General features: G+C 69.5%; 18 protein-coding genes. 8 read left to right on the top strand and 10 right to left on the bottom strand.

Annotated features, from left to right (window positions below; all coding sequences use genetic code 11):
- Positions 1–21 precede the first annotated feature (21 nt).
- From MLE27_RS11745 to aroE, 7 genes are read left to right on the top strand one after another with little or no spacing between them, the layout of a single operon-like run.
- Entirely contained in the window at positions 22–720 is a 699-nt protein-coding gene (locus MLE27_RS11745; protein ID WP_243312265.1) for a glycosyltransferase family 2 protein, read from the top strand.
- Positions 717–1,802 carry a tRNA preQ1(34) S-adenosylmethionine ribosyltransferase-isomerase QueA gene (queA, locus tag MLE27_RS11740; protein ID WP_341482534.1) on the top strand — a complete coding sequence of 362 codons (1,086 nt, stop codon included), beginning with the start codon at positions 717–719 and terminating at the stop codon, positions 1,800–1,802. Before MLE27_RS11745 ends, queA begins: the two co-directional genes overlap by 4 nt.
- A gap of 34 nt (positions 1,803–1,836) precedes the next feature.
- Positions 1,837–2,073 carry a 4Fe-4S dicluster domain-containing protein gene (locus MLE27_RS11735; RefSeq protein ID WP_243312264.1) on the top strand — a complete coding sequence of 79 codons (237 nt, stop codon included), beginning with the start codon at positions 1,837–1,839 and terminating at the stop codon, positions 2,071–2,073.
- Positions 2,070–3,140, top strand: a complete 1,071-nt coding sequence (locus tag MLE27_RS11730; RefSeq protein WP_243312263.1) for a 3-methyl-2-oxobutanoate dehydrogenase subunit VorB — start codon at positions 2,070–2,072, stop codon at positions 3,138–3,140. Before MLE27_RS11735 ends, MLE27_RS11730 begins: the two co-directional genes overlap by 4 nt.
- Positions 3,137–3,898: a thiamine pyrophosphate-dependent enzyme gene (locus MLE27_RS11725; RefSeq protein ID WP_243312262.1), complete on the top strand. Its 762-nt coding sequence runs from the start codon at positions 3,137–3,139 to the stop codon at positions 3,896–3,898. The genes MLE27_RS11730 and MLE27_RS11725 overlap by 4 nt, the downstream gene beginning before the upstream one ends.
- Positions 3,892–4,434 carry a 2-oxoacid:acceptor oxidoreductase family protein gene (locus MLE27_RS11720; protein ID WP_243312323.1) on the top strand — a complete coding sequence of 181 codons (543 nt, stop codon included), beginning with the start codon at positions 3,892–3,894 and terminating at the stop codon, positions 4,432–4,434. Before MLE27_RS11725 ends, MLE27_RS11720 begins: the two co-directional genes overlap by 7 nt.
- Positions 4,421–5,278, top strand: coding sequence for a shikimate dehydrogenase (gene aroE / locus MLE27_RS11715; protein WP_243312261.1), 858 nt, complete (start codon positions 4,421–4,423; stop codon positions 5,276–5,278). Before MLE27_RS11720 ends, aroE begins: the two co-directional genes overlap by 14 nt.
- A gap of 291 nt (positions 5,279–5,569) precedes the next feature.
- Here aroE and MLE27_RS18270 read toward each other — a convergent pair whose 3' ends face one another.
- Positions 5,570–7,168 carry a lytic transglycosylase domain-containing protein gene (locus MLE27_RS18270; protein WP_423747981.1) on the bottom strand — a complete coding sequence of 533 codons (1,599 nt, stop codon included), beginning with the start codon at positions 7,166–7,168 and terminating at the stop codon, positions 5,570–5,572.
- 177 nt (positions 7,169–7,345) lie between these two features.
- Between MLE27_RS18270 and MLE27_RS11700 the strand changes: the two genes are divergently transcribed.
- Positions 7,346–7,579, top strand: coding sequence for a hypothetical protein (locus MLE27_RS11700; protein WP_243312260.1), 234 nt, complete (start codon positions 7,346–7,348; stop codon positions 7,577–7,579).
- Positions 7,580–7,889: 310 nt separating this feature from the next.
- Here the strand turns inward: MLE27_RS11700 and phoU are convergent, their stop codons facing one another.
- From phoU to MLE27_RS11655, 9 genes are all read right to left on the bottom strand, one after another.
- On the bottom strand, positions 7,890–8,558 hold the full coding sequence (phoU, locus tag MLE27_RS11695; RefSeq protein ID WP_243312259.1) for a phosphate signaling complex protein PhoU: 669 nt from the start codon (positions 8,556–8,558) through the stop codon (positions 7,890–7,892).
- Between the two features lie 11 nt (positions 8,559–8,569).
- A complete protein-coding gene (gene pstB / locus MLE27_RS11690; protein ID WP_243312258.1) occupies positions 8,570–9,331 on the bottom strand; it encodes a phosphate ABC transporter ATP-binding protein PstB in 762 nt (253 codons plus the stop codon).
- Positions 9,332–9,355: 24 nt separating this feature from the next.
- A complete protein-coding gene (locus tag MLE27_RS11685; RefSeq protein WP_243312257.1) occupies positions 9,356–10,723 on the bottom strand; it encodes a sensor histidine kinase in 1,368 nt (455 codons plus the stop codon).
- An 11-nt stretch (positions 10,724–10,734) separates the two neighbouring features.
- Positions 10,735–11,418 (bottom strand): response regulator, encoded by a 684-nt coding sequence (locus MLE27_RS11680; RefSeq protein WP_243312256.1) that lies wholly within the window; start codon positions 11,416–11,418, stop codon positions 10,735–10,737.
- A gap of 128 nt (positions 11,419–11,546) precedes the next feature.
- On the bottom strand, positions 11,547–15,848 hold the full coding sequence (locus MLE27_RS11675) for a BadF/BadG/BcrA/BcrD ATPase family protein (RefSeq protein WP_243312255.1): 4,302 nt from the start codon (positions 15,846–15,848) through the stop codon (positions 11,547–11,549).
- 33 nt (positions 15,849–15,881) lie between these two features.
- Positions 15,882–17,120 (bottom strand): hypothetical protein, encoded by a 1,239-nt coding sequence (locus tag MLE27_RS11670; RefSeq protein WP_243312254.1) that lies wholly within the window; start codon positions 17,118–17,120, stop codon positions 15,882–15,884.
- Positions 17,121–17,183: 63 nt separating this feature from the next.
- Positions 17,184–17,573 (bottom strand): cytochrome c3 family protein, encoded by a 390-nt coding sequence (locus MLE27_RS11665; RefSeq protein WP_243312253.1) that lies wholly within the window; start codon positions 17,571–17,573, stop codon positions 17,184–17,186.
- Positions 17,574–17,717: 144 nt separating this feature from the next.
- A complete protein-coding gene (cobJ, locus tag MLE27_RS11660; RefSeq protein ID WP_243312252.1) occupies positions 17,718–18,485 on the bottom strand; it encodes a precorrin-3B C(17)-methyltransferase in 768 nt (255 codons plus the stop codon).
- Positions 18,482–19,516, bottom strand: a complete 1,035-nt coding sequence (locus tag MLE27_RS11655) for a cobalt-precorrin 5A hydrolase (RefSeq protein WP_243312251.1) — start codon at positions 19,514–19,516, stop codon at positions 18,482–18,484. The genes cobJ and MLE27_RS11655 overlap by 4 nt, the downstream gene beginning before the upstream one ends.
- Positions 19,517–19,771: the final 255 nt, after the last annotated feature.

Here is a 19,771-nt window from a genome sequence, read left to right as displayed (position 1 = left end):
TTCACCATAAGGGGGGCTCCTATGAACCGCCACGCCGAGACCCTCTCCGTCGTCATCCCCGTCTACAACGAGAAAGCCACCATCCGCGACATCCTGGAACTGGTGCTCGCGCAGCCTTCGGTTGACGAGGTGGTGCTGGTGGACGACTTCTCCACCGACGGCACGCGCGACATCCTGCGCGCCCTGGAGGGCATGGAGAAGGTCAGGGTGCTCTTCCACCCGCACAACCGGGGCAAGGGCGCGGCCCTGCGCACCGGCTTCGCCGCCGCCACCAAGGACATCGTGCTCATCCAGGACGCCGACATGGAGTACGATCCGGCCGACTACCCCCACCTGCTCGACCCCATCCTGCGGGGGCGGGCCGACGCGGTGTTCGGCTCGCGCTTCCTGGGCGGCACGCACCGGGTGCTCTATTTCTGGCACTACCTGGCCAACCGCTTCCTGACGCTCTTGTCCAACGTGTTCACGGGGCTCAACCTCACGGACATGGAGGTCTGCTACAAGGTCTTCCGGCGCGACCTGCTGGCGCGCATGAACCTCGTCTGCGACCGCTTCGGCATCGAGCCGGAGCTCACCGCCAAGTGCGCCCGCCTCAAGGCCCGCGTCTACGAGGTGCCCGTGGCCTACTACGGCCGCACTTACGACGAGGGCAAGAAGATCGGCTGGCGCGACGGCGTGGCCGCCATCTACTGGATCCTCCGCTTCGGCATCTGCCGCTGAAAACCTTGGCCGACGAAACCAGACTCGATTCCTACCGCTTCGACCTGCCCGAAGCCCTCATAGCCCAGGAGCCCGCCGCCCGGCGCGACGCCTCGCGCCTGATGCTGGTGGAAAAGGGCCGTGGCGCTACGGGCGAGGCCCGCTTCGCGGATCTGGGCGCGCATTTGCCGCCCGGAGCCCTGCTGGTGGCCAACAACTCCCGCGTGCTCCCGGCGCGCCTGCTGGCCAAAAAGCCCACGGGCGGGGCCGTGGAGTTCCTGCTGCTCACGCCCCTGCCGCTCATCTCCCCCACGGCTGAGGGCGGATTCTTCCACGCCGAGGCCCACGGCCTGCTGCGCGCCTCCAAGAAGCCCAAGCCCGGCCAGCGCCTCGCCTTCGACCCCGACCTGGAGATCGAAGTGCTCGAGCGCGGGGACTTCGGGCACAGCCGGGTGCGCCTGCACTGGCGGGGCGACCTGGCCATGCTGTTCGAGCGCATCGGGCACATGCCCCTGCCGCCCTACATCCAGCGCCCCGACTCCGAGGCGGACCGCGCCCGCTACCAGACCCTGCACTCCCGGCAGGACAAGCGCGGCTCCGTGGCCGCGCCCACGGCCGGGCTGCACTTCACGCCCGAGCTGCGCGCGGACCTGGCCGCCCGGGGCTTCGGCTGGGCCGAGGTGAGCCTGCACGTGGGCTACGGCACCTTCAGCCCCGTGCGCGCCGAGGACATCCGCGAGCACCGCATGCACGCCGAGTTCGCCGAGGTGCCCGCCGAGACCGCCGAGGCCGTCCGCGAGGCCAAGGCCCAGGCCCGCCCCGTGGTGGCCGTGGGCACCACCTCGGCCAGGGCCCTGGAGGGCTCTTTCCAGGCCCTGGGGGGCATCGGCCCCTATGCCGGATGGACTGACATTTTTATCACTCCCGGCTACCGGTTCGGCATTGTTGACGCAATGGTCACCAATTTTCATTTGCCCGGTTCGAGCCTTGTGATTATGGTCGCGGCCTTGGCCGGCCGGGGTGTGATCCTTGATGCTTACGCCCGGGCCGTGCGCGAGGGATTCCGTTTCTTTTCCTACGGCGACGCCATGCTCATCCGCTGACGCGGCCAAACCCGACACCAAGGGAGCCTGCCCGATGTCACGAATCGTCCTCGACGAGGAGCGTTGCAAAGGCTGTCTGCTTTGCACCGTTGTCTGCCCCAAGAACATCCTCCGCCAGTCCTCGCGCATGAACGCGCAGGGATACAAGGTGGCCGAGTGCGCCCCGGAGCTCGCTGAAGAGTGCACCGGCTGCACCGCCTGCGCCCAGATGTGCCCCGACCTGGCCATCGTGGTCTGGCGCACCGTCAAAGCCAAGGAGGCCAGCCGATGAGCGCCGATGGCCGCATCTTCGTCAAAGGCAACGAGGCCGTGTCCATGGGGGCCATCGACGCCGGGCTCAAGGGCTACTTCGGCTACCCCATCACGCCCCAGAACGAGATCCCCGAGTACATGAGCCTGCATCTGCCCAAGGCCGGGGGCGCGTTCGTCCAGGCCGAGAGCGAGATGGCCGCCATCAACATGGTGCTGGGCGCGGCCGCCACGGGCGCGCGGGCCATGACCTCGTCCTCCAGCCCCGGCGTCTCGCTCATGCAGGAGTCCTTCTCCTACATGGCCACCAGCGAGACCCCCTGCGTGGTGGTGAACATGATGCGCGGCGGCCCGGGCCTTGGCGACATCAACACCTCCCAGGGCGACTACTACCAGGCCACGCGCGGCGGCGGCCACGGCGACTACCGCACCCCGGTGCTTGCCCCCTCCACCTGTCAGGAGGCCTACGACCTGACCCGCGAAGCCTTCGACATCGCCTTCCGCTTCCGCACCCCGGTGATGATCCTGGGCGACGCCATCCTGGGCCAGATGAAGGAGCCCATCACGCGAGGCGTTCCCAGGCCCGCCGACCCGGCCGAATCGGCCGATTGGGGCCTGAGCGGCGCAAAGGGGCGCGAGCAGCGCATCTTCCGCTCCCTGTTCCTGGCCGAGGGCGTGCTCACCGCCGTGAACCAGCGCCTGCGCGCCAAGTTCGAGGCCATGGCCTCCCTGGCGCGCTGCGAAACGTTCATGACGGAGGACGCCGAGCTGGTGGTGGTCTCATTCGGGTCCATCGCGCGCATCGTCAAATCCTCCATCCGCAAGCTGCGCGCCCGGGGGCTCAAGGTGGGCCTGCTGCGCCCGATCACGCTGTTCCCCTTCCCGGCCGAGGCCGTCGCCGCCGTGGCCAGGCAGGGCAAGCGCCTGCTGACCATCGAGCACAACATGGGCCAGATGGTGGACGACGTGCGCCTGGCCGTGTGCGGCATCGCGGACAGCGCCTTCCACGGCACCCTCTCCGGCACCATCCCCACGCCGGACGAATACGAGGCCGCCATCGAGGCCGCCCTCACCGGAGGCTCCAAATGAGCGAGACCCTGGCCTTCACCCGCACCCCCTCCGTGGCCGAGACGCCCACACACTACTGCCCGGGCTGCCAGCACGGCGTGGCCCACCGCATGGTGGCCGAATACCTCGACGCCGAGAACCTGGCGGAGAAGACCATCATGGTCACCTCCATCGGCTGCTCGGTCTTCCTGTACAACTACCTGCGCTTCGACTCCGTCGAGGCCCCCCACGGCCGCGCCCCGGCAACGGCCACGGGCGTCAAGCGCGTCAGCCCGGACAAGGTGGTCTTCACCTACCAGGGCGACGGCGACCTGGCCTCCATCGGCATGGCCGAGATCATGCACGCGGCCAACCGGGGCGAGCGCATCACCGTGGTGTTCGTCAACAACACCGTCTACGGCATGACCGGCGGCCAGATGGCCCCCACCACCCTGGTGGGCCAGAAGACCACCACCAGCCCGGCGGGCCGCTGCGCCAGCACCGAGGGCGCGCCCTTCCGCATGGCCGAGATCGTGGCGGGACTCGGCGGCGTGGCCTTCTCCGCCCGGGTGGCGCTCAACAACGTCAAGCACCTGGCCCAGGCCCGCAAGGCCATCCGCCGCGCCTTCGAAGTGCAGCTGGCGGGCCAGGGCATGGGCTTCGTGGAGCTTCTGGCCACCTGCCCCACCAACTGGAAGATGACCCCGGTGCAGGCCAACGAGCACATCGAGGCCGCCATCATCCCCACCTTCCCCCTGGGGGTCTTCAAGGACATCGCCAAAAACGCGGGAGCCTGCTGATGTACGCCGACGTTATCATCGCCGGGTTCGGCGGCCAGGGCGTGGTCCTGGCCGGGACGCTTCTGGCCTACGCCGCCATGGAGCACGGCCTCAACGTGACGTTCATGCCCGTCTACGGGCCGGAGATGCGCGGCGGCACCGCCAACTGCACCGTGGTGCTCTCCGACGAGGAGATCGGCTCCCCCATCATCCGCCGCCCCCAGAACGTGGTGGCCCTGAACCGGCCGTCGCTGGAGAAGTTCCAGCTCCAGCTGGCCGACGGGGGCACCGTGGTGGTCAACTCCTCCCTGGCGGACCCGGCCCTGGCCGACTCCGCCCGGATCAAGGTGGTGGGCGTGCCCTGCAACGACATCGCCGAGAAGGTGGGCAACGCGCGAATGGTGAACATGGTTGCCATGGGAGCCTTCGTGAAGGCCACGGGCGCGCTGCCCCTTGAGCGGCTCAAGCAGGCCCTCAGCCACGTGGTGCCCGCCCACTACGGCCACCTGATCCCCAAGAACGCAGAGGCCCTGCAGGCCGGGTATGACGCCGCCTGAGGCCAGCGCCATCCCGGCCCCGCCCAGGCTGCTCTACGGCATCATCGGGCACCCCCTGGGCCAGACGCTCTCGCCCCTGCTGCACAACTGGGGCTTTACGCGCATGGGCGTGGCCGCGGCCTACGTGGCCTTCCCCACGCCGCCCGAGCGCCTGGAGGATTTCATCCGCGCCGTGCGCACCATGCCCGTGTGCGGCCTCTCGGTGACCATCCCCCACAAGGAGGCCGTGATGCCGCTGCTGGACGCGGTGGACCCGCTGGCCGGGAGCGTGGGCGCGGTGAACACCCTGGTCTGGGAGGGCGAGCCCGGAACCGGCCGGCTGGTGGGCCACAACACAGACGTGGCAGGGTTCTGCGCGCCGCTCAAGCGGCTGGGCGCCATCCCGGAAACCGCCCTGGTGCTGGGCGCTGGCGGCGCGGCCAAGGCCGTGCTGGCGGGCCTGAAGGAGCTGGGCGTGGCCCGGGTGGCCGTGGCCAACAGGACCTTCGAGCGCGCCCAGGCCCTGGCGGAAACCTTCGGGGCCATGGCCATCCCCTGGGAGGAGCGCGCCGGTTTCGACGCCGCGCTGGTGGTGAACACCACGCCCGTGGGCATGTCCGGCAAGGGCGACGGGCTCTCGCCCATGCCCGCCGAATACTGGACGCCCGGCCACGTCGCCTACGACATCGTCTACAACCCCCTGCTCACCCCCTTCCTGTTCCAGGCCCGGGAGCGCGGCGCGGCCGCCATCGACGGCCTGGCCATGTTCGCGGGCCAGGGCGCGGCCCAGTTCAAGCTCTGGACAGGGCTGGACCTGCCCCTGGACGAGGCCAAGGCTTTGCTCTTCAGGGCGCTCGGCGCATAGCCCCCGCCGCCGGATTACCGGAGTGGGGCTTCACCCCACGCCCCACCAGGGGGATGATCCCCCTGGACCCCGCAATAATCAGCCCGGGAGGCTTCGCCTCCCGGGCTATTATTTTTTCCGGGTGGACGCGATGCTTACGGGCGTGAACGCGAAGCTGCTGGGGGTGCAGGGGAGTCACTTCCCTGCCGGAGGGGTTTGGGGAGGCGGAGCCTCCCCGATCTTTCCCCAACCAAAACAAAGGCCCCGGAACTTCTTCCGGGGCCTTCTTCTTTCTCTCCGCTCCGCTTCGGCTCAGATGCCGGTGCGCTTGATGATCTTGTACTTGGGGTTGGGGTCCAGCTCGGTGGTGCCGGCATCCTTCGAGGCGGGCGAGGCCGGGGCCTGCGAGGCCACCGGGGAAGGCGCGGCCGCCGGAGCGGGCGAGGAGGCCTGGCCCCGCACCGGGATGAGCAGCGGGGTGCCGGGCACCAGGGCGTCCTTGGGGTTGGCCTTGTTGAAGCTGATGAGCTCCTGCACGCCCACCCCGGTCTTGCCGGCCACGCTCTCCAGGGTGTCGCCCTTGCGCACCACGTAGAGCGTGGGCTGGCCCGAGGCCGGGGCCGGGGCCGGACCGGAGGAATACGACGGCACGGCGGCGACGGCCCCGCTCCCCTGCGTCCCGCCCGCCTTGGCGTACTTGGGGGCGGGCTCGGGCGCGGGCAGTCCGTTATCCAGCGAGCAGGCCGCAAGGGGGATCAGCACGGGCTTGCCCGGGGCCGGGGCGTCCTTGTTGCCGTTGGCCTCGCGCAGCACGTTGGCGGGGATGTTGGTCTGTCGGGAGAGGTTCCACCAGGTGTCGCCGGGGCCGGCAATGCGGCTCGAACCGCCGCCCTGCCCCGGAGGATTCTGCAGGAAGGCCAGGGCCGATTTGGCCGAGTTCTTGGGCACCCAGGCCGCCGTGGTGCGGTCCGGCGGGCTCACCTGCCTGCGGTAGGCCGGGTTGAGCGCGTGAAACTGCTCCCAGGAGAGCCCCAGGTTGGAGGCCAGGCCCGACAGGTCGGACCCGGCGGGGATGCGCACCTCCTGCAGTTCCTTGGAGGCGTGCAGGTCCGGGGCGTTGAAGCCCAGGCGCTTGGCGTTGCGCACGATCTTGAGCATGGCCATGAACTTGGGCACGTAATGTTTTGTCTCGTCCTTGAGGCGGCTGGAGGACTTGGCCAGGCTGTTGAAGTTCTGTGTGCCCGTGGAGGCCATGGCGCGGGAGATGCTGCCCTCGCCCGCGTTGTAGGCGGCCAGGGCCAACTGCCAGTCGCCGAACTGCTGGTGCAGGGCCTTGAGGTAGCGGGCGGCGGCCACTGTGGCCAGGTAGGGGTCGCGCCGCTCGTCCAGCCACCAGTCCACGGTGAGGCCGAAGCGCCGGGCCGTGGCGGGCATGAACTGCCACATGCCCACGGCCCCGGAGTTGGACACGGCCAGCACGTTGTAGCCGGACTCGATGTAGGGCAGGGCCAGTAGGTCCTGCGGGAGGCGGTGGCTGGCCATGACCGCGCGCACGTACTCCAGGTGGGGTTCGCTGCGCAGCATCCAGCGCTGCACGGTGTCGCGCTTGTCGCGGGTGAAATACTGGAAGAACAGGCGCATCTCCTCGGTTTCCTCGGGAGAGAGCCTGAAGGTCAGCTCCTGGTGGGAATCCAGGGCCTGCTTCTCGGCGGCGGTCAGGGGGCGGCCCCGGCTCTGGCTCAGGGCTTCGAGGCCGGTGATCTCCGGCTCCAGGTTGGAGCGCGAGCCGTGCCCGGCGCTCTGCTGGGAGGGCGCGCAGCCCGTCAGCGCCAGGGTCAGCGCCAGAACCGGAAAGCATAGTGTTCGAAGGAGCCTCTTGAGCATGGTCGTACCCTTGAAGGTGAAATGCAACGCCCGCTCCCTGCAAGTACGGAACCTTGCGCGTGATTTCAAGTTGTTGCCCATGCGCCGTCATACGGCCGGTCGGCACTGCGGCGCTATTCCGGCGCACCCGCGCCGCAACGGCCGCGTTGACTCCCAGCCCACCTTGCTCTAACCAGAAAGGCATCGACTATCAAGGAGCCCGCCATGCGTATGTTGCGTATCATCCTGCTGCTCTCCGCCCTCGCCAGTCTGGCCGCCTGCGCCAGCCCGCCCTATTCCAAGCAGGGCGCAACCCGTGAACAGGCCGCGGCCGACTATCAGGACTGTTATTCCCTGGGCAGCCTGGACCACTACACCCCCGGCAAGAACGTCGAGGTCGACGACGCCACGGCAAATTGCATGAAGGCGCGGGGCTACTCCCCGGCCATGCGCTTCTAACGGCCGCGTCCTAGAGTGCCGCACCGCGGCGGGCCGCTTGCGCGCCCTGCCGCCGCGCTGGGCCGCGTTGCCGCTTGATCTGTTTGCGCCAGGAAAAGGCCGCCGGGACAGTTGCCTGTCCCGGCGGCCTTGCTATTGTCAGCGTTGCAAAGCGAGGTTGGCGGCCCGCTGATGACGTTGGACTTCGCAGCCTGTTCAAAAAATTCGCTGGCAAGGTGCTCGAAAAAGTCAAGCCCGATGCGTATTTGGCATACGTGAGGGTTTGACTTTTTCGAGGCAACGCAGCCAGCGGGGATTTTTCAACAGGCTGCTAGAAGGGCTGGCAGTGGTGCTTCACCGAGACTCCCTTGACCACGAAGATGCAGGCCTCGGCGATGTTGGTGGAGAGGTCGCCGATGCGCTCCATGGAGCGGGCCACGATCACCGTGCGGATGGCGCGGTCCAGGCCATTCAGGCCGCCCTCGCCCGCCCCGGCGTCCATGCACTCCTTGAGCACCTTCATGTTCAGGTCGTCCGCCACGGAGTCCGCCGCGCAGACCTGGCGGGCCAGCTCCGGGTCCTGGTCGCGGAAGGAGCGCACCCCGAGGCGGTACATGTCCGTGACCTGGGAGCCAAGGGAGTTCAGGTCCGGCAGGTTGCTCATGGCGGGCAGCTGGGCGAGCAGCACGGCCTGCTCCGCGATGTTCACGGCCTCGTCGCCGATGCGCTCCAGGTCGACCACCATGCGCATGCTGGAGACGATGAAGCGCAGGTCCATGGCCACGGGCTGGTCCAGCGCCAGGAGGCGCAGGGAGAGGTTGTCCACCTCGCATTCCATGGCGTTGATGTCCCGGTCGGAGTCGATGACCTGTCGGGCCAGCTCCGCGTCGCGGTTGGCGATGGCCGCCAGGGCGCGCTCCAGGGCGCGGTCCGTGTAGGCGGCCATCTGGAGGACCTTGACCTTGAGCTGCTCCATTTCCTTCTGAAAACGCTGGTCCATGGGTTCCCCTCCTAGCCGAAGCGGCCGGTGATGTAGTCTTCGGTTTGCTTATTGGCCGGACGGGTGAAGATCGTCTCGGTCTGGTCCATTTCGATGAGCTTGCCCATGTAGAAGAAGGCCGTCATGTCCGAGACGCGCGCGGCCTGCTGCATGGAGTGGGTGACGATGATGATCGTCAGGTCTTCCTTGAGCTCGTGGATGAGCTCCTCGATCTTCTGGGTGGCTATGGGGTCCAGCGCGGAGGCCGGTTCGTCCATGAGCAGGATTTCGGGCTCCACGGCCAGGGCCCGGGCGATGCACAGGCGCTGCTGCTGGCCGCCGGAGAGGCCCAGGGCGTTGGTGTGCAGGCGGTCCTTCACTTCGTTCCAGAGCGCGGCCTGTTTGAGGCTCTTCTCCACCTGCCCGGCGATGAAGGCGTTGTCGGAGGAACCGTTGACCCGCAGGCCGTAGGCCACGTTCTCGAAGATGGTCTTGGGGAAGGGGTTGGGCTTCTGGAAGACCATGCCCACGCGGCGGCGCAGCTCCACCACGTCCATCCCGCCCTTGTATATGTCCTGCCCGTCCAGAAGCAACTCGCCTTCCACTCGCGCGATGTCGATGAGGTCGTTCATGCGGTTGAGGCAGCGCAGGAAGGTGGACTTGCCGCAGCCCGACGGCCCGATCAGCGCGGTGACCTCGTTGGTGCGCACGTCCAGGTTCACGGCGTGCAGGGCCTTGAAGTCCCCGTAGTAGAAGTCCAGGTTTCTGGCGGACATTTTCAGTGGCGTTGTCATTGTCGATCCTTGTTCACGACTCGATTATGAGGCATCGGGCAGGCTGAAGCAGAAGGCGGCCCCGGTCATCCGGTCGCGGGCCTGCTCCACCCATATCCTGCCCCCGTGGCGCTCCACGATGTGCTTGGCGATGGCCAGGCCTAGGCCCGTGCCCCCTTCGCTCTTCATGCGCGGCCTGTCCACGCGGTAGAATCTCTCGAAAACCCTCTGGCGTTCGGCCTCGGGCACGCCCGGCCCCATGTCCTCCACGCAGAAGGTGGCCTCCCCGTTGCCGGCGCTGTGGGAGACGATCACCATGGAGCCGGATGGGCCGTATTTCAAGGCGTTCTCCAGCAGGTTGCGGAACACCTGCGTGAGCTGCCCCGAGTCGGCGGAGACGGTCACGTCCCCCTCGGGCAGGCGGATCTCCACGGTGACGGAGCGCTCCCGGGAGAGCGCCGCGCACTCGCGCAGGGCCGCGCGCAGGGCCTCACCCGCCTTCACAGGGGTCTTCACCGGGGCCTGGCGGTCGTTCTCGATGCGCGCCAGGCTCAAAAGCTCCTCCACCATCTTCGACATGTGGTTGGCGTTCTTGAGGATCACGTCCAGGAAGCGCTTGCCCTGCCCTTCCAGGAACTGCCTCTCGCCGAGCAGCGTCTCGGCGTAGCCCTTGATGGAGGTCAGGGGCGTGCGCAGCTCGTGGGAGACGTTGGCCACGAAATCCCGCCGGACCTTGTCCAGCCGCCGGAACTCGGTGAGGTCGTGGAAGACCAGCACCGCGCCCAGGCCGGGGTGGCGGCGCACCGGGCGCACCAGGCTCACGTCGAAGAATCTGTCGTGCATGGGCTCGATCTGCACAGAGACCACGGCGGGGCGCTGCGCATCTTGCCAGTTCAGCACCGTTTCCGCGGCGTTTTGAAGCTCGGGGCAGGGCACGGCCTCGATGGGCAGCCTGCCCACGGCCTCGGCCGCATGGGGGAAGATGTCGTCCAGGGCCTTGTTGGTCATGACGATGCGGCCTTCCTCGCTGAGCACCATCAGGCCCTCGCGCATGCCCTCCAGCACGGCCTCGATGCGGGCCTTGTCCGCCGCCAGCGCGGTGACCTGGCTCTCGATGCCGCTGGCCATGGCGTTCACGCTCTGGGCCAGCTCCTCCAGGGCCAGGCCTGACTCGGGCCAGAGCCTGCGCCCGTAGTCGCCTTCGGCCACGGCCCCGAGCACTCCGGCGCACTGGCGGATGAAGCGGGCGTGGCGGCGCGTGACCGCGTAGCTCGAAACGGCCGCCACCAGCACGCACACGGCTATCGCGAGGGCAAGGCCCGTGCGCTGGTCCGCCATCTCGACGTAGACCCACAGGCCCAGGCCGCAGGCCGCCAGGTGGGAGGCGAAGAGCCGCATTCCGTAGGAGAGCATGGCCCGGTCCCCTACTCCTTGAAGCGGTAGCCCACGCCGCGCACGGTCTCGATCATTTCGGAATAGTGGCCCAGTTTCTGGCGCAGGCGGCGCACGTGGGTGTCGACGGTGCGGGCGTAGCCCTCGAACTCGTAGCCCCAGACGGTGTTGAGCAGCTGATCGCGCGTGAGCACGCGGCCCTGGCTCCTGAAAAGCTCGGCCAGCAGCTTGAACTCGGTGGCCGTGAGCGGGATCTCCTGGCCCTGGGCCTCGGCGCGGTGGGCGTCCATGTCCACGCTGAGGCCGTCCTTGCGCAGCACCTGCTTGGCCGGGGCCTCGGGGCTCAGGCGCTTGAGCACGGCCCTGGCCCGCAGGATGAGCTCCCTGGGGCTGAAGGGCTTGACCACGTAGTCGTCCGCGCCCAGCTCCAGGCCCACGATGCGGTCCACCTCTTCGCCCCTGGCCGTGAGCATGATGACCGGCACCTGGGCGGTCTTGGGGTCGCGCTTGATGCTGCGGCAGACCTCGAAGCCGTCGGCCCCGGGCAGCATGATGTCCAAGAGGACCAGGTCCGGGCGCTGGCGGCGGATGCGCGTCAGGGCGTCCAGTCCGTCGCGCGATGTCGTCACCGCGAACCCGGCGTTCTGAAAATTGTATTCAAGCAACTGGAGGATGTCCTCGTCGTCTTCCACCAGCAGCACGCTTTCCTTGGTCATTGCCATACCCTCCGCTGGGGCCATACATCACGGCACCGTGACGAAGCCATGATGACATTATGGCGATCCGGTTACATTTCCCCCGGAAAAGCGCAAGGACGGGCGCCGGACGGAATGTTACGGATGTGTTACGGGGCGCGTTGCGGGCGCTTGAGGGCCGCCTCGTGCAGCCGCAGCGCCTGCAGGCAGAAGGCCTCCAGCCGGGCCTCGATGAGCTGGGGGAAGGGGTTGCCGTCGGTCTCCAGCGCCAGGAAGGGCAGGCTGCCCAGCTCGCTTTCGGGCAGCGCGCGGACCCGCTCAGGATAGAGCTCCGCGAGGGTGGTGGTGTTGAAGGCGTCGGCCAGCAAGGCCTCGCTCAGTCGCGCGGGCATGCAGCCGAACGGGCCGATGGAGACAATCCCGCAGGCAGGGGCCAGCATCTCATGGAAGGCCCCGCCCACGGTGAGGATGGCCTCCCCGGTGAGCGCGGGCGTGAGAAAGCGCCGCCCGGCGCGAACCAGGGCCGGGATGTCCGGCGTGTGGCCCCGCACCAGCCCAGATGGGGCGAGCGCCGCGCGGATCTGGCGGTAGGCCCTGCGCTTCACCCACTGGCGGATGCGCCCGCCGATACCCGGGGGCGCGGTGTGCCCCTCGTTCTGGAGCCAGTCCGTGTAGAAGACCCACTCGTGCACCGGCGCGGTGCGCGCGGCGATGCCCTTGGCGGCCAGGCGCTCCACCAGCCGCTGGCGGGAGATGGGGTCGTTGCGCACGAAGATTTCGCCCAGCAGCGAGACGGTCGGGGTCTCCATCGCGGGCAGGCGCAGGGGGATGCGCGCCAGCCGTCCGGCGCTCTCGCCCAGGCGGGCCAGGGCGCGTTTCCAGGGCAGGCCCATGGCCTGGAGCATGGCGCCGAGCTCCTTTTCGAATTCGGCCTCGGCCTCCCGAGGGTCCCTGGCGGCGGCCAGGAGCACGGCCCGGACCTCGTCCAGGAAATCGCCCAGCACCAGCCCGCGCCAGATGCCCAGGGTGGCGCTGTTCGACAGCCCCGCGTAGCCCGTGTCGGCCAGCGGGGTGAGCACCACGGCGTCGGGGATGCCCCGCCTGGCCAGCATCCTGGCCGTGAACTCGTTGTACTGCCCGAAGCGGCACGGCCCCTGGGCCCCGGGCATGAAATAGGCCGTGACCTCGCCGTCCGGGCGCTTCTCCAGGTAGTCCAGCAGGGTGCCCACCGTGAGCTGCAGGGGCAGGCACTCCTTGCAGGAGGAGTTGCCCCGCCCGCGCTTGAGGGCCTCCTCGTCGGCCGGGGGCAGGCCCACGCAGCGGATGCCCATGCCTTCCAGGGCGCGCGCCGCCAGGGCCGTGCCGTAAGGGTTCATGCTGGGCAGCGCCAGGCGCACGCGCTCATGGGTCAGAGGCAGCCAGCGCCCCTGGGAGTCCACCACGCCGGGCCGTCCGCTGTTCGCTTCCAGGACGCAGCCCGCTTTCGGGGTGGAGAGGGGCGCGGAACCCTGCGCCGGGGCTGCCCTCCCGGTCCCGTTGCCGCGCCTGTGGCTCGCGGCGATGTCCAGGAAGGCCTCCAGCCGCGTCTCCAGCCCGGCGTCGGCGGTGTGGCTGTCCAGTTCCAGGGTCAGGGAGGGCTTGGCGCCCATCTCGTCGCGGAAGTAGCCCAGCAGGAAGGAATCCGGCCCGCAGGAGAAGTTGGTGACGTAGGCCCCGTAGAGGCCCGGGTGGCGGCGCACGGCCTGGGCCGCCTGGAGGATGACCCTCCCCTGGCCCCAATAAACGGACGGCTCCGGCCGCAAGCCCGGAGGCAGGGGCAGGATGTCGCAGGGGATGACCATGGCCCCGCGCGTGGCCAGCTTCTCGGGCACGGCCTTGTTGGCCTCCGGGGCGAAGGCGTTGTAGGCCCGGCCGAAGAGCACCACGCCCGGGACCGCCCCGTCGCCCTGCTCCAGCCTCTCCAGCGCCTCCCGGCCCATTTGCTCCAGGTCCGCCCGGCAGGCGCGCTGCGCCTCCACACCGGCGGCGAAGGCCCGGCGCGCGGTCCGCGCATCCGCGCCCAGGCCCCGCGCGGCCCCCAGCATGGCTTTCTCCGCCGCCTCCAGACCGCGCGTGAAGTCCAGCGTGGGGCGCAAGAGCCTGGGGCCGTAGGCGGCCAGCTCGCCGAAGGCGCTGCTCAGGTAGAAGGGCTCGCCTTGCAGCAGCACGCAGGTGCAGGACGTGGCCTGGCCAGGCTCGCCCGGCACGCCGCTGATGTGCGGCAGGAACACAGCCTCGGGCTTGCGGGCCAGCAGGTCGGCCATGAAGCCGTGGGCCAGCTCGCCGGGGTAGCACAGGGCCGCGCCACGGCGTTTCACGCCTTCGGGGTCGGCACGTTCCGGCAGAAGCACCCCGTAGCCCAGCTCCTTGAAGAAGGCGTCGAACAGCGGGAAATAGGTGTTCACCAGATAGGAGCGGTTGAGCCCCACCACCTGCCGTCCTTGCGCGGGCGGCTCCAGGCTGCGGAAGACGCGGCGGTGCCTGGCCATGACCAGGTCCAGCGCGGCGGCGTCCGGGGAGCGGCCCTGGCGCAGGTTCTCGAAGCGGTTGCAGATGCCCCCGAAGGGATGCACGGTCCCGCCCACCTCGATGCGGGCGATGCGGCAGCCCCGGTCGCACCCGTGCTGGCCGCCCTTGCCGCCCCGGCAGGTGAAGGGCTCGCGCTGGCGGGCCTCCCGCGCGGCCAGTTCGTCCAGATCGAACGTTCCTTGCGCCAGCAGGCCGCGCGCTATGCGCGCTTCCACCTCCAGGGCCACGCCCAGCGCGCCCATGAGCCCGGGGTCCGGCGGCACCACCACGCGCTTGCCCGTGAGCATGGCCATGGCCGCGGGCACGGCCCGGTTGTAGCAGACCCCGCCCTGCATGAACACGCGCTCCCCCACGGGGCGGCTGCCCATGACCCGGCTCACGTAGTTCAGGCACACGGAGTGCACCAGCCCGGCCAGGATGTCCTCCAGGGGCAGGCCCTCCTGCACGGCCAGCTTGATGTCCGAGCCGATGAATGCCGCGCACTGGTCGTTGAAGTTGGGGGTGCTCCCGGCCGCCAGGGCCAGCTCCGCGATGGCGTCCGTGGGCACGCCCAGGGACTCCCGCGCGGACTCCTCCAGGAAGGAGCCCGTGCCCGCGCTGCAGGCCTCGTTCATGGCGGAGTCGCAGGGCCGCCCGGCGCTCAGGCTGGTGTACTTGGCGTCCTGCCCGCCGATCTCGAAGATGGTGTCCACGGCGGGGTCGTAGTGCAGGGCTGCGGCGGCGTGGGCCACGATCTCGTTGATGGCCGCCGTGGCCGAGGCGTGCAAGGCCGCGATGGCCCGCCCCGAGCCCGTGACGCCAAGGCCCACGATGCGCACCGGCGCCCCAAGTTGCGCGGCGAGGCTGGCGTAAACGCGGCGGGAGGCCCCGACGGGGTCGCCCTCCGTGCGCAGATACTCCCCGGCCAGCACCCCCCGGTCGCCGCGGCGCACCACCACGCCCTTGGTGGTGGTGGAGCCGACATCCAGGCCCACCAGGACGACATCGCCCTCCCTGGCCCGGCCCCGGGGGTGTTCTTTGAACTCCACCAGGGGCAGCGCCTCCGAGAGCGGCCCGAGCCGGACGAAGCTCCCTTCGCGCGGGGCGAAAATCTTCGCGCCGCCAACAGGCCCGGCGTGGTCCAGCGCCCAGAGGGCCGCGCCCGTGGCCTCGAACCAGGCCGCGTTCTCCGGCGCTTCCAAGCCGGGCAACTCCTCGCGCAGGAAGCGCAGCAGGTAGGGGTTGGCCGCGCAACCGCCCGCCAGCAGCACGCGCTGCACGGGCATGCGCGTGAGCAGCTCCAGGCATTTGCCCGCCATCATGCGGCCGAGCCCGGCCACCACCTCCTGCCTGTGCGCGCCCTTGTTCAGGGCGTGGGTGCAGTCCGACTTGCAGAAAACGGAGCAGCGCCCGGACACCGCGTGGGGCTCGGCCGCATGGTCCATGCTGGAGAGATCCTCCACGGCGAGGCCCATGCGCCCCAGTTGCTGCAGCAGGAACTCCCCCGTGCCCGAGGCGCACTTGTTGCCGGACTGGATGGAACGCACCTTGCCGTGGGCGTCCAGGCCGTAGGCCATGAACGTCTCGCCGCCCACGCTGAGCACCGTGACGGCCCCGGCCCCGCCCAGGGCGTGCGCGGCGGCCAGCTCCACGGCCTCGGGCTCGCTGAGCGACGGCAGTGACACCATGGCGCGCAGCCGCCTGCCGGTGGCGGCCAGGGGCAGCTCGCGCCAGTTGGGAATGGATTCGAGAACGCTCAGCAGGGTGCTGGCGGGATCGCCGTTGTGGGGCACGGAACCGCCCCGCGCAAGGCGAACCCCGTCCGCCTCGGCGCACACCAGGGCGAAGGATATGGAGGAGGCCCCCAGACAGAGGCCGATGGCGTCCCGGGGGGCGCGTGGCATGAACGGATTCCGGGAAAGACCGGCGTTGCGTCCCTATTCGCCCATTTCCTGCACGAGGGCCCTGATCTCCTCGCGGATGATCTGGGCGGCGGCGGCGGGCACGGTGCGGCCGATCTCGGCCAGTAGCTCCTGGCGCAGGGCGTCCAGCGCGTCCTGGGTCACCAGGTTCGAGAGGTCCGGCCCCGCGGTTTCAGAGGCAGGAACGTCCTCCTCGGAGATTTCCGGGAAGGGAGCGGGTTCGGGAGTTGCTTCCAGCGCGCCGATGCGGGCCTCCAGAGCGGCCAGGCCCTGGCGGATCTCGTCCAACTCGGCGCTCATGCGCTCGCCCAGGGCGTCGGCCTGGGACGCGGCCTCGGCCTTGAAGACCTCCAACCGGGCGTCAACCTCGGCCAGCAGGTCCGTCTGGTCGGCCGGTGCGGCGGCGACAGGCGCGGCGGCCTGCGCCCCGGAAAGCTCGTCGACGCGCCCGCTCAGGGCCGCGATGTCGGCCTCGAGGCGCTCGCCCAGCTCCGCCACGAGGGGGACGGGGTCCACGGGGGCGGCCGTTTCGGCCATGGCGGCGGCTTCGGAAATTTCACCCTTCAGGGCTTCCAGGCGGGCGTCCACGTCGGCCATCAGGGCGGCGGTGTCCAGGGGCTCGGCTACGGGGGCGGGGGCCAGCTCCTGCTTCAGGGAATCCAGGCGCTCCTCGAGCTTGGCATCCAGGCGGGATTCCAGCTCTCCGGCGTCCGGCATGGCGGGCAGCCCGGCCTTGAACCCGGCCAGGGCCTCGTCCACCATGGGCATGAAGGTCTGGGCGAGGGTTTCGCCCAGGCCGGAAAATTTGGCTTCAAGGGTGTCCAGGCGGGCGGTCAGGGCCTCGAGGGCCAGCTTGGCTTCCTCGGAGGCGGGGGCCGATGCGAACGCAGCCGCGCTCGCGGCGGGCTCGTGGGCCTGCGCGCCCAGGGCCATGTCCATGAAGTCGTCGGGGATTTCGAGCTTGGCCGCGGTGGAGGGGGATTTGCCCGCCTCGGCCAGCAGGGCGTCCAGACCGTCCAGGTCGATGTCCTCGCCGGGTATGCCCGTTTCGTCGGGCAGGTCCAGCCCGTCGAACCCGGGCATCGCGTCGGAGGCCTTCGTTCCGGCCGGCTCGGCGGTGTCAGAGAAAAGGTCTTCCAGCTCGCGCTCGAAGTTCAGGTCGCCCCCTGATGCGGAGGCGTCGGCCTTGGGTGCTCCCGGCCCGCGTTCGATGATGTCGGTCAACTCGATGATGTCTTCGGGTGCGTTGGCCACGGGACCCTCCAGGCGGGAAAAATCCGGCGCGGGCGGACGAACCGCCCGCGCCGGGGTTGTTCGCTACTGAGCAGCGGGATGGCAGGCGTTGCAGGCGATCGGCGCGTTCTTGCCGTCGGCCTTGGCCTTCTTGTGGCAGCCCAAGCAGCTCTTGGTGGAGTTCATGTCGTGGAAAGCCTTGTAGAAGCTCTTCACGTCAGACTTGTTGGCAGGGTCGAAGATGTCGTGGCAGCCCTTGTCGGAGCACTTCATGCCCTTGTCGGACTTGCCGTCCCAGTTGTGATGGCAAGCCTTGCAGTCCAGGGCCTTGTGACCGGCGCCAGCGTGGGCGAACTTCACCGGGGCCTTGGTCGCGGTGCCCTCGGGCAGCTTCAGGACCATGTCCTTGGGGGCTTCGACGGCCCACAGAGCGGGCAGACAGAACACGCCGACCAGAGCGGCGCACACCAACATGACAAATAACGGTTTCCTCATCCTTCCACCTCCTCACCAAAAAGTTGAATGAAAAAATTCACATAGGGTTTACTTTTAGATGCAAGCCCGTGTCAAGGCGCGTTGCGAGAAATCTGCGCTCTTGGAAGAGTGCGCCCAGGCGCCTCAACGACCCCCCAAGACGTATTTTCCGGCGTAGCCGCGCGGCGTGAGCATCCTGCCGCCCGCAACGCGCGTCTGGGAATTGCCCACCACCACTATGCTGAGCATGTCCGCCGCTTCGGGGTCCATTTGGCCGAGCGTTGTCAAAAGAGCGCTCTGCCCCTCGCGCCAGGCGTTGCGCACCAGCCCCGCCGGGGTCCGAGCGTCGGCGTGCCGGCCGATGATCTCCAGCGCCCGGGCCAGTTGCCCGCTGCGCCTCTTGGAACGGGGGTTGTACAGCGCGATCACGAAGTCGGCCGAGGCGGCCGCGTCCAGGCGCTTCTCGATGAGCTCCCAGGGGGTGAGCAGGTCGCTCAGGCTCACGCAGGCGAAGTCGTGGGTCAGGGGCGCGCCCAGGATGGCCGCCGCGCCGATAACGGCGGGGATGCCCGGCACGACCTGGAACTCCACGGTTTCCAGCAGGCCGCGCGCCTCCAGCAGCTCCAGCACCAGCCCGGCCATGCCGTAGACCCCGGCGTCACCGCTGGAGACCACCACCGTGTCCTCACCGGCCAGGGCACGGTCGATGGCCTTTTCGCAGCGCTGCACCTCGCCCATCATGCCCGTGGAGATCACGGCCTTGCGGGCCAGCAGCTCCGGGTCGATCAGGTCCAGATAGGTGCCGTAGCCCACCACCACGGCCGCGTGTTCCAGCACTTCGGCCGCCAGCGGGGCCAGCAGGCCGGGGTCGCCGGGGCCGAGGCCCACCACGCTCAAACGCCCCGGCTTCATGCCCGGAGCGCCAGCGCCACGGTGACCGTGGGCGTCTTTCTCTTGGGGGCCAGCAGTTTCGCCGTCCCGGCCGCAAGCATCGCGGCTGCCTCGCATACGCTCTCCACTCCGACATGTTTGAGGGGCATGGGCGAAGGGTTGGGCACGGCCACCCCCGCCAGTTCCCCAGCCTGGAAAAATATCAGCTCCGCGCCCAGCTCCCGGGCGGCCTCGGCCAGGCCGGGCTCGCCGCGCTTGGCCTCGATGCTGGCCAGCGCGCCCACGCTGCCCAGGGCCACGCCCCGCGCCGCGCAGGCCTGGGCCAGCGCCTTCACGATCTCCGCCCCCTGCGTGCCCTTGCGGCAGCCCACCCCCGCGACGACCGCCTTGGGCCGCAGGGCCAGGCTGTTCGGCCCGGCACCGCCCGCGCGCCAGTCCACCAGCACGCTGGGCCTCTCCAGGTCCAACAAGTGGGGCGCTGCCAACCACTCGAAGAGCCCGGCGTGCTCCCCAGGCACGGCAAGCCTGCCCTGCGGGTCGAAGAGCTGCACCGGGCGGCCCTCCAGCAGGGCCGCGTTCACGGCCTTGACCGCCGCCAAATTCTCGATGGCCAGGCCGCTGTCGCGGGCCAGCACATCCAGGGAGGGCAGGCCCGCGCAATCCGTGGCCGTGGTGATCACGGCCTCGCCGCCGCAGACCAGCGCCACCTCGCGTGCCAGGTCGTTGGCGCCGCCCAGGTGGCCGGAGAGCAGGCTCACGGCGTGGCGGCCGCCCTGGTCCAGCACCACCACGGCGGGGTCGGCGTCCTTGCCGCGCAGGTGCGGGGCCACGGCCCGGACCACGATGCCGCAGGCCGCCACGAACACATGGGCCGCATACACATGAAAGTTTTCCCCAACCAACTCCGTGAGCGAGGCGAAGCCATGCGCCCCCGGCGCATCCGCCGCCATGCGCGCGGGCAAAAACAGCTCCCCGCCCAGAGCGCGGACCAGCCGAACCGCCAGCGCCGCACCCTGCGGCGTGAGCGCGTATACCGCCGTCCCCCCGCTCACCCCCGGCCTCCCCGCCCCGCGAAGAACCCCATACGGGATTCCAAAGGGAGGAACTCCCTTTGGCCGCCGGAGGCATCTTGTTCTTCACGGCTCCGGCGTTTGGTTCCTGCGAGATGTATCATGAGGAGAGCCTCCGGCGGCCAAAGGACGAAGTCCTGCCTTCGACCCTCTGGACTCCCAAATGGGCCGCGGGGCGGCCCCCCGGCGGGGCGCGCGCCGCGGCCCCGGCCCCAAACCCCACACCCAAAACAAAAT

Source organism: Fundidesulfovibrio agrisoli (assembly GCF_022808715.1).
GTDB classification, from domain to species: Bacteria; Desulfobacterota; Desulfovibrionia; order Desulfovibrionales; family Desulfovibrionaceae; genus Fundidesulfovibrio; species Fundidesulfovibrio agrisoli.
The sequence above is the reverse complement of the archived record's forward strand: the minus strand, read 5'-3'. Positions and strand labels throughout refer to the sequence as shown.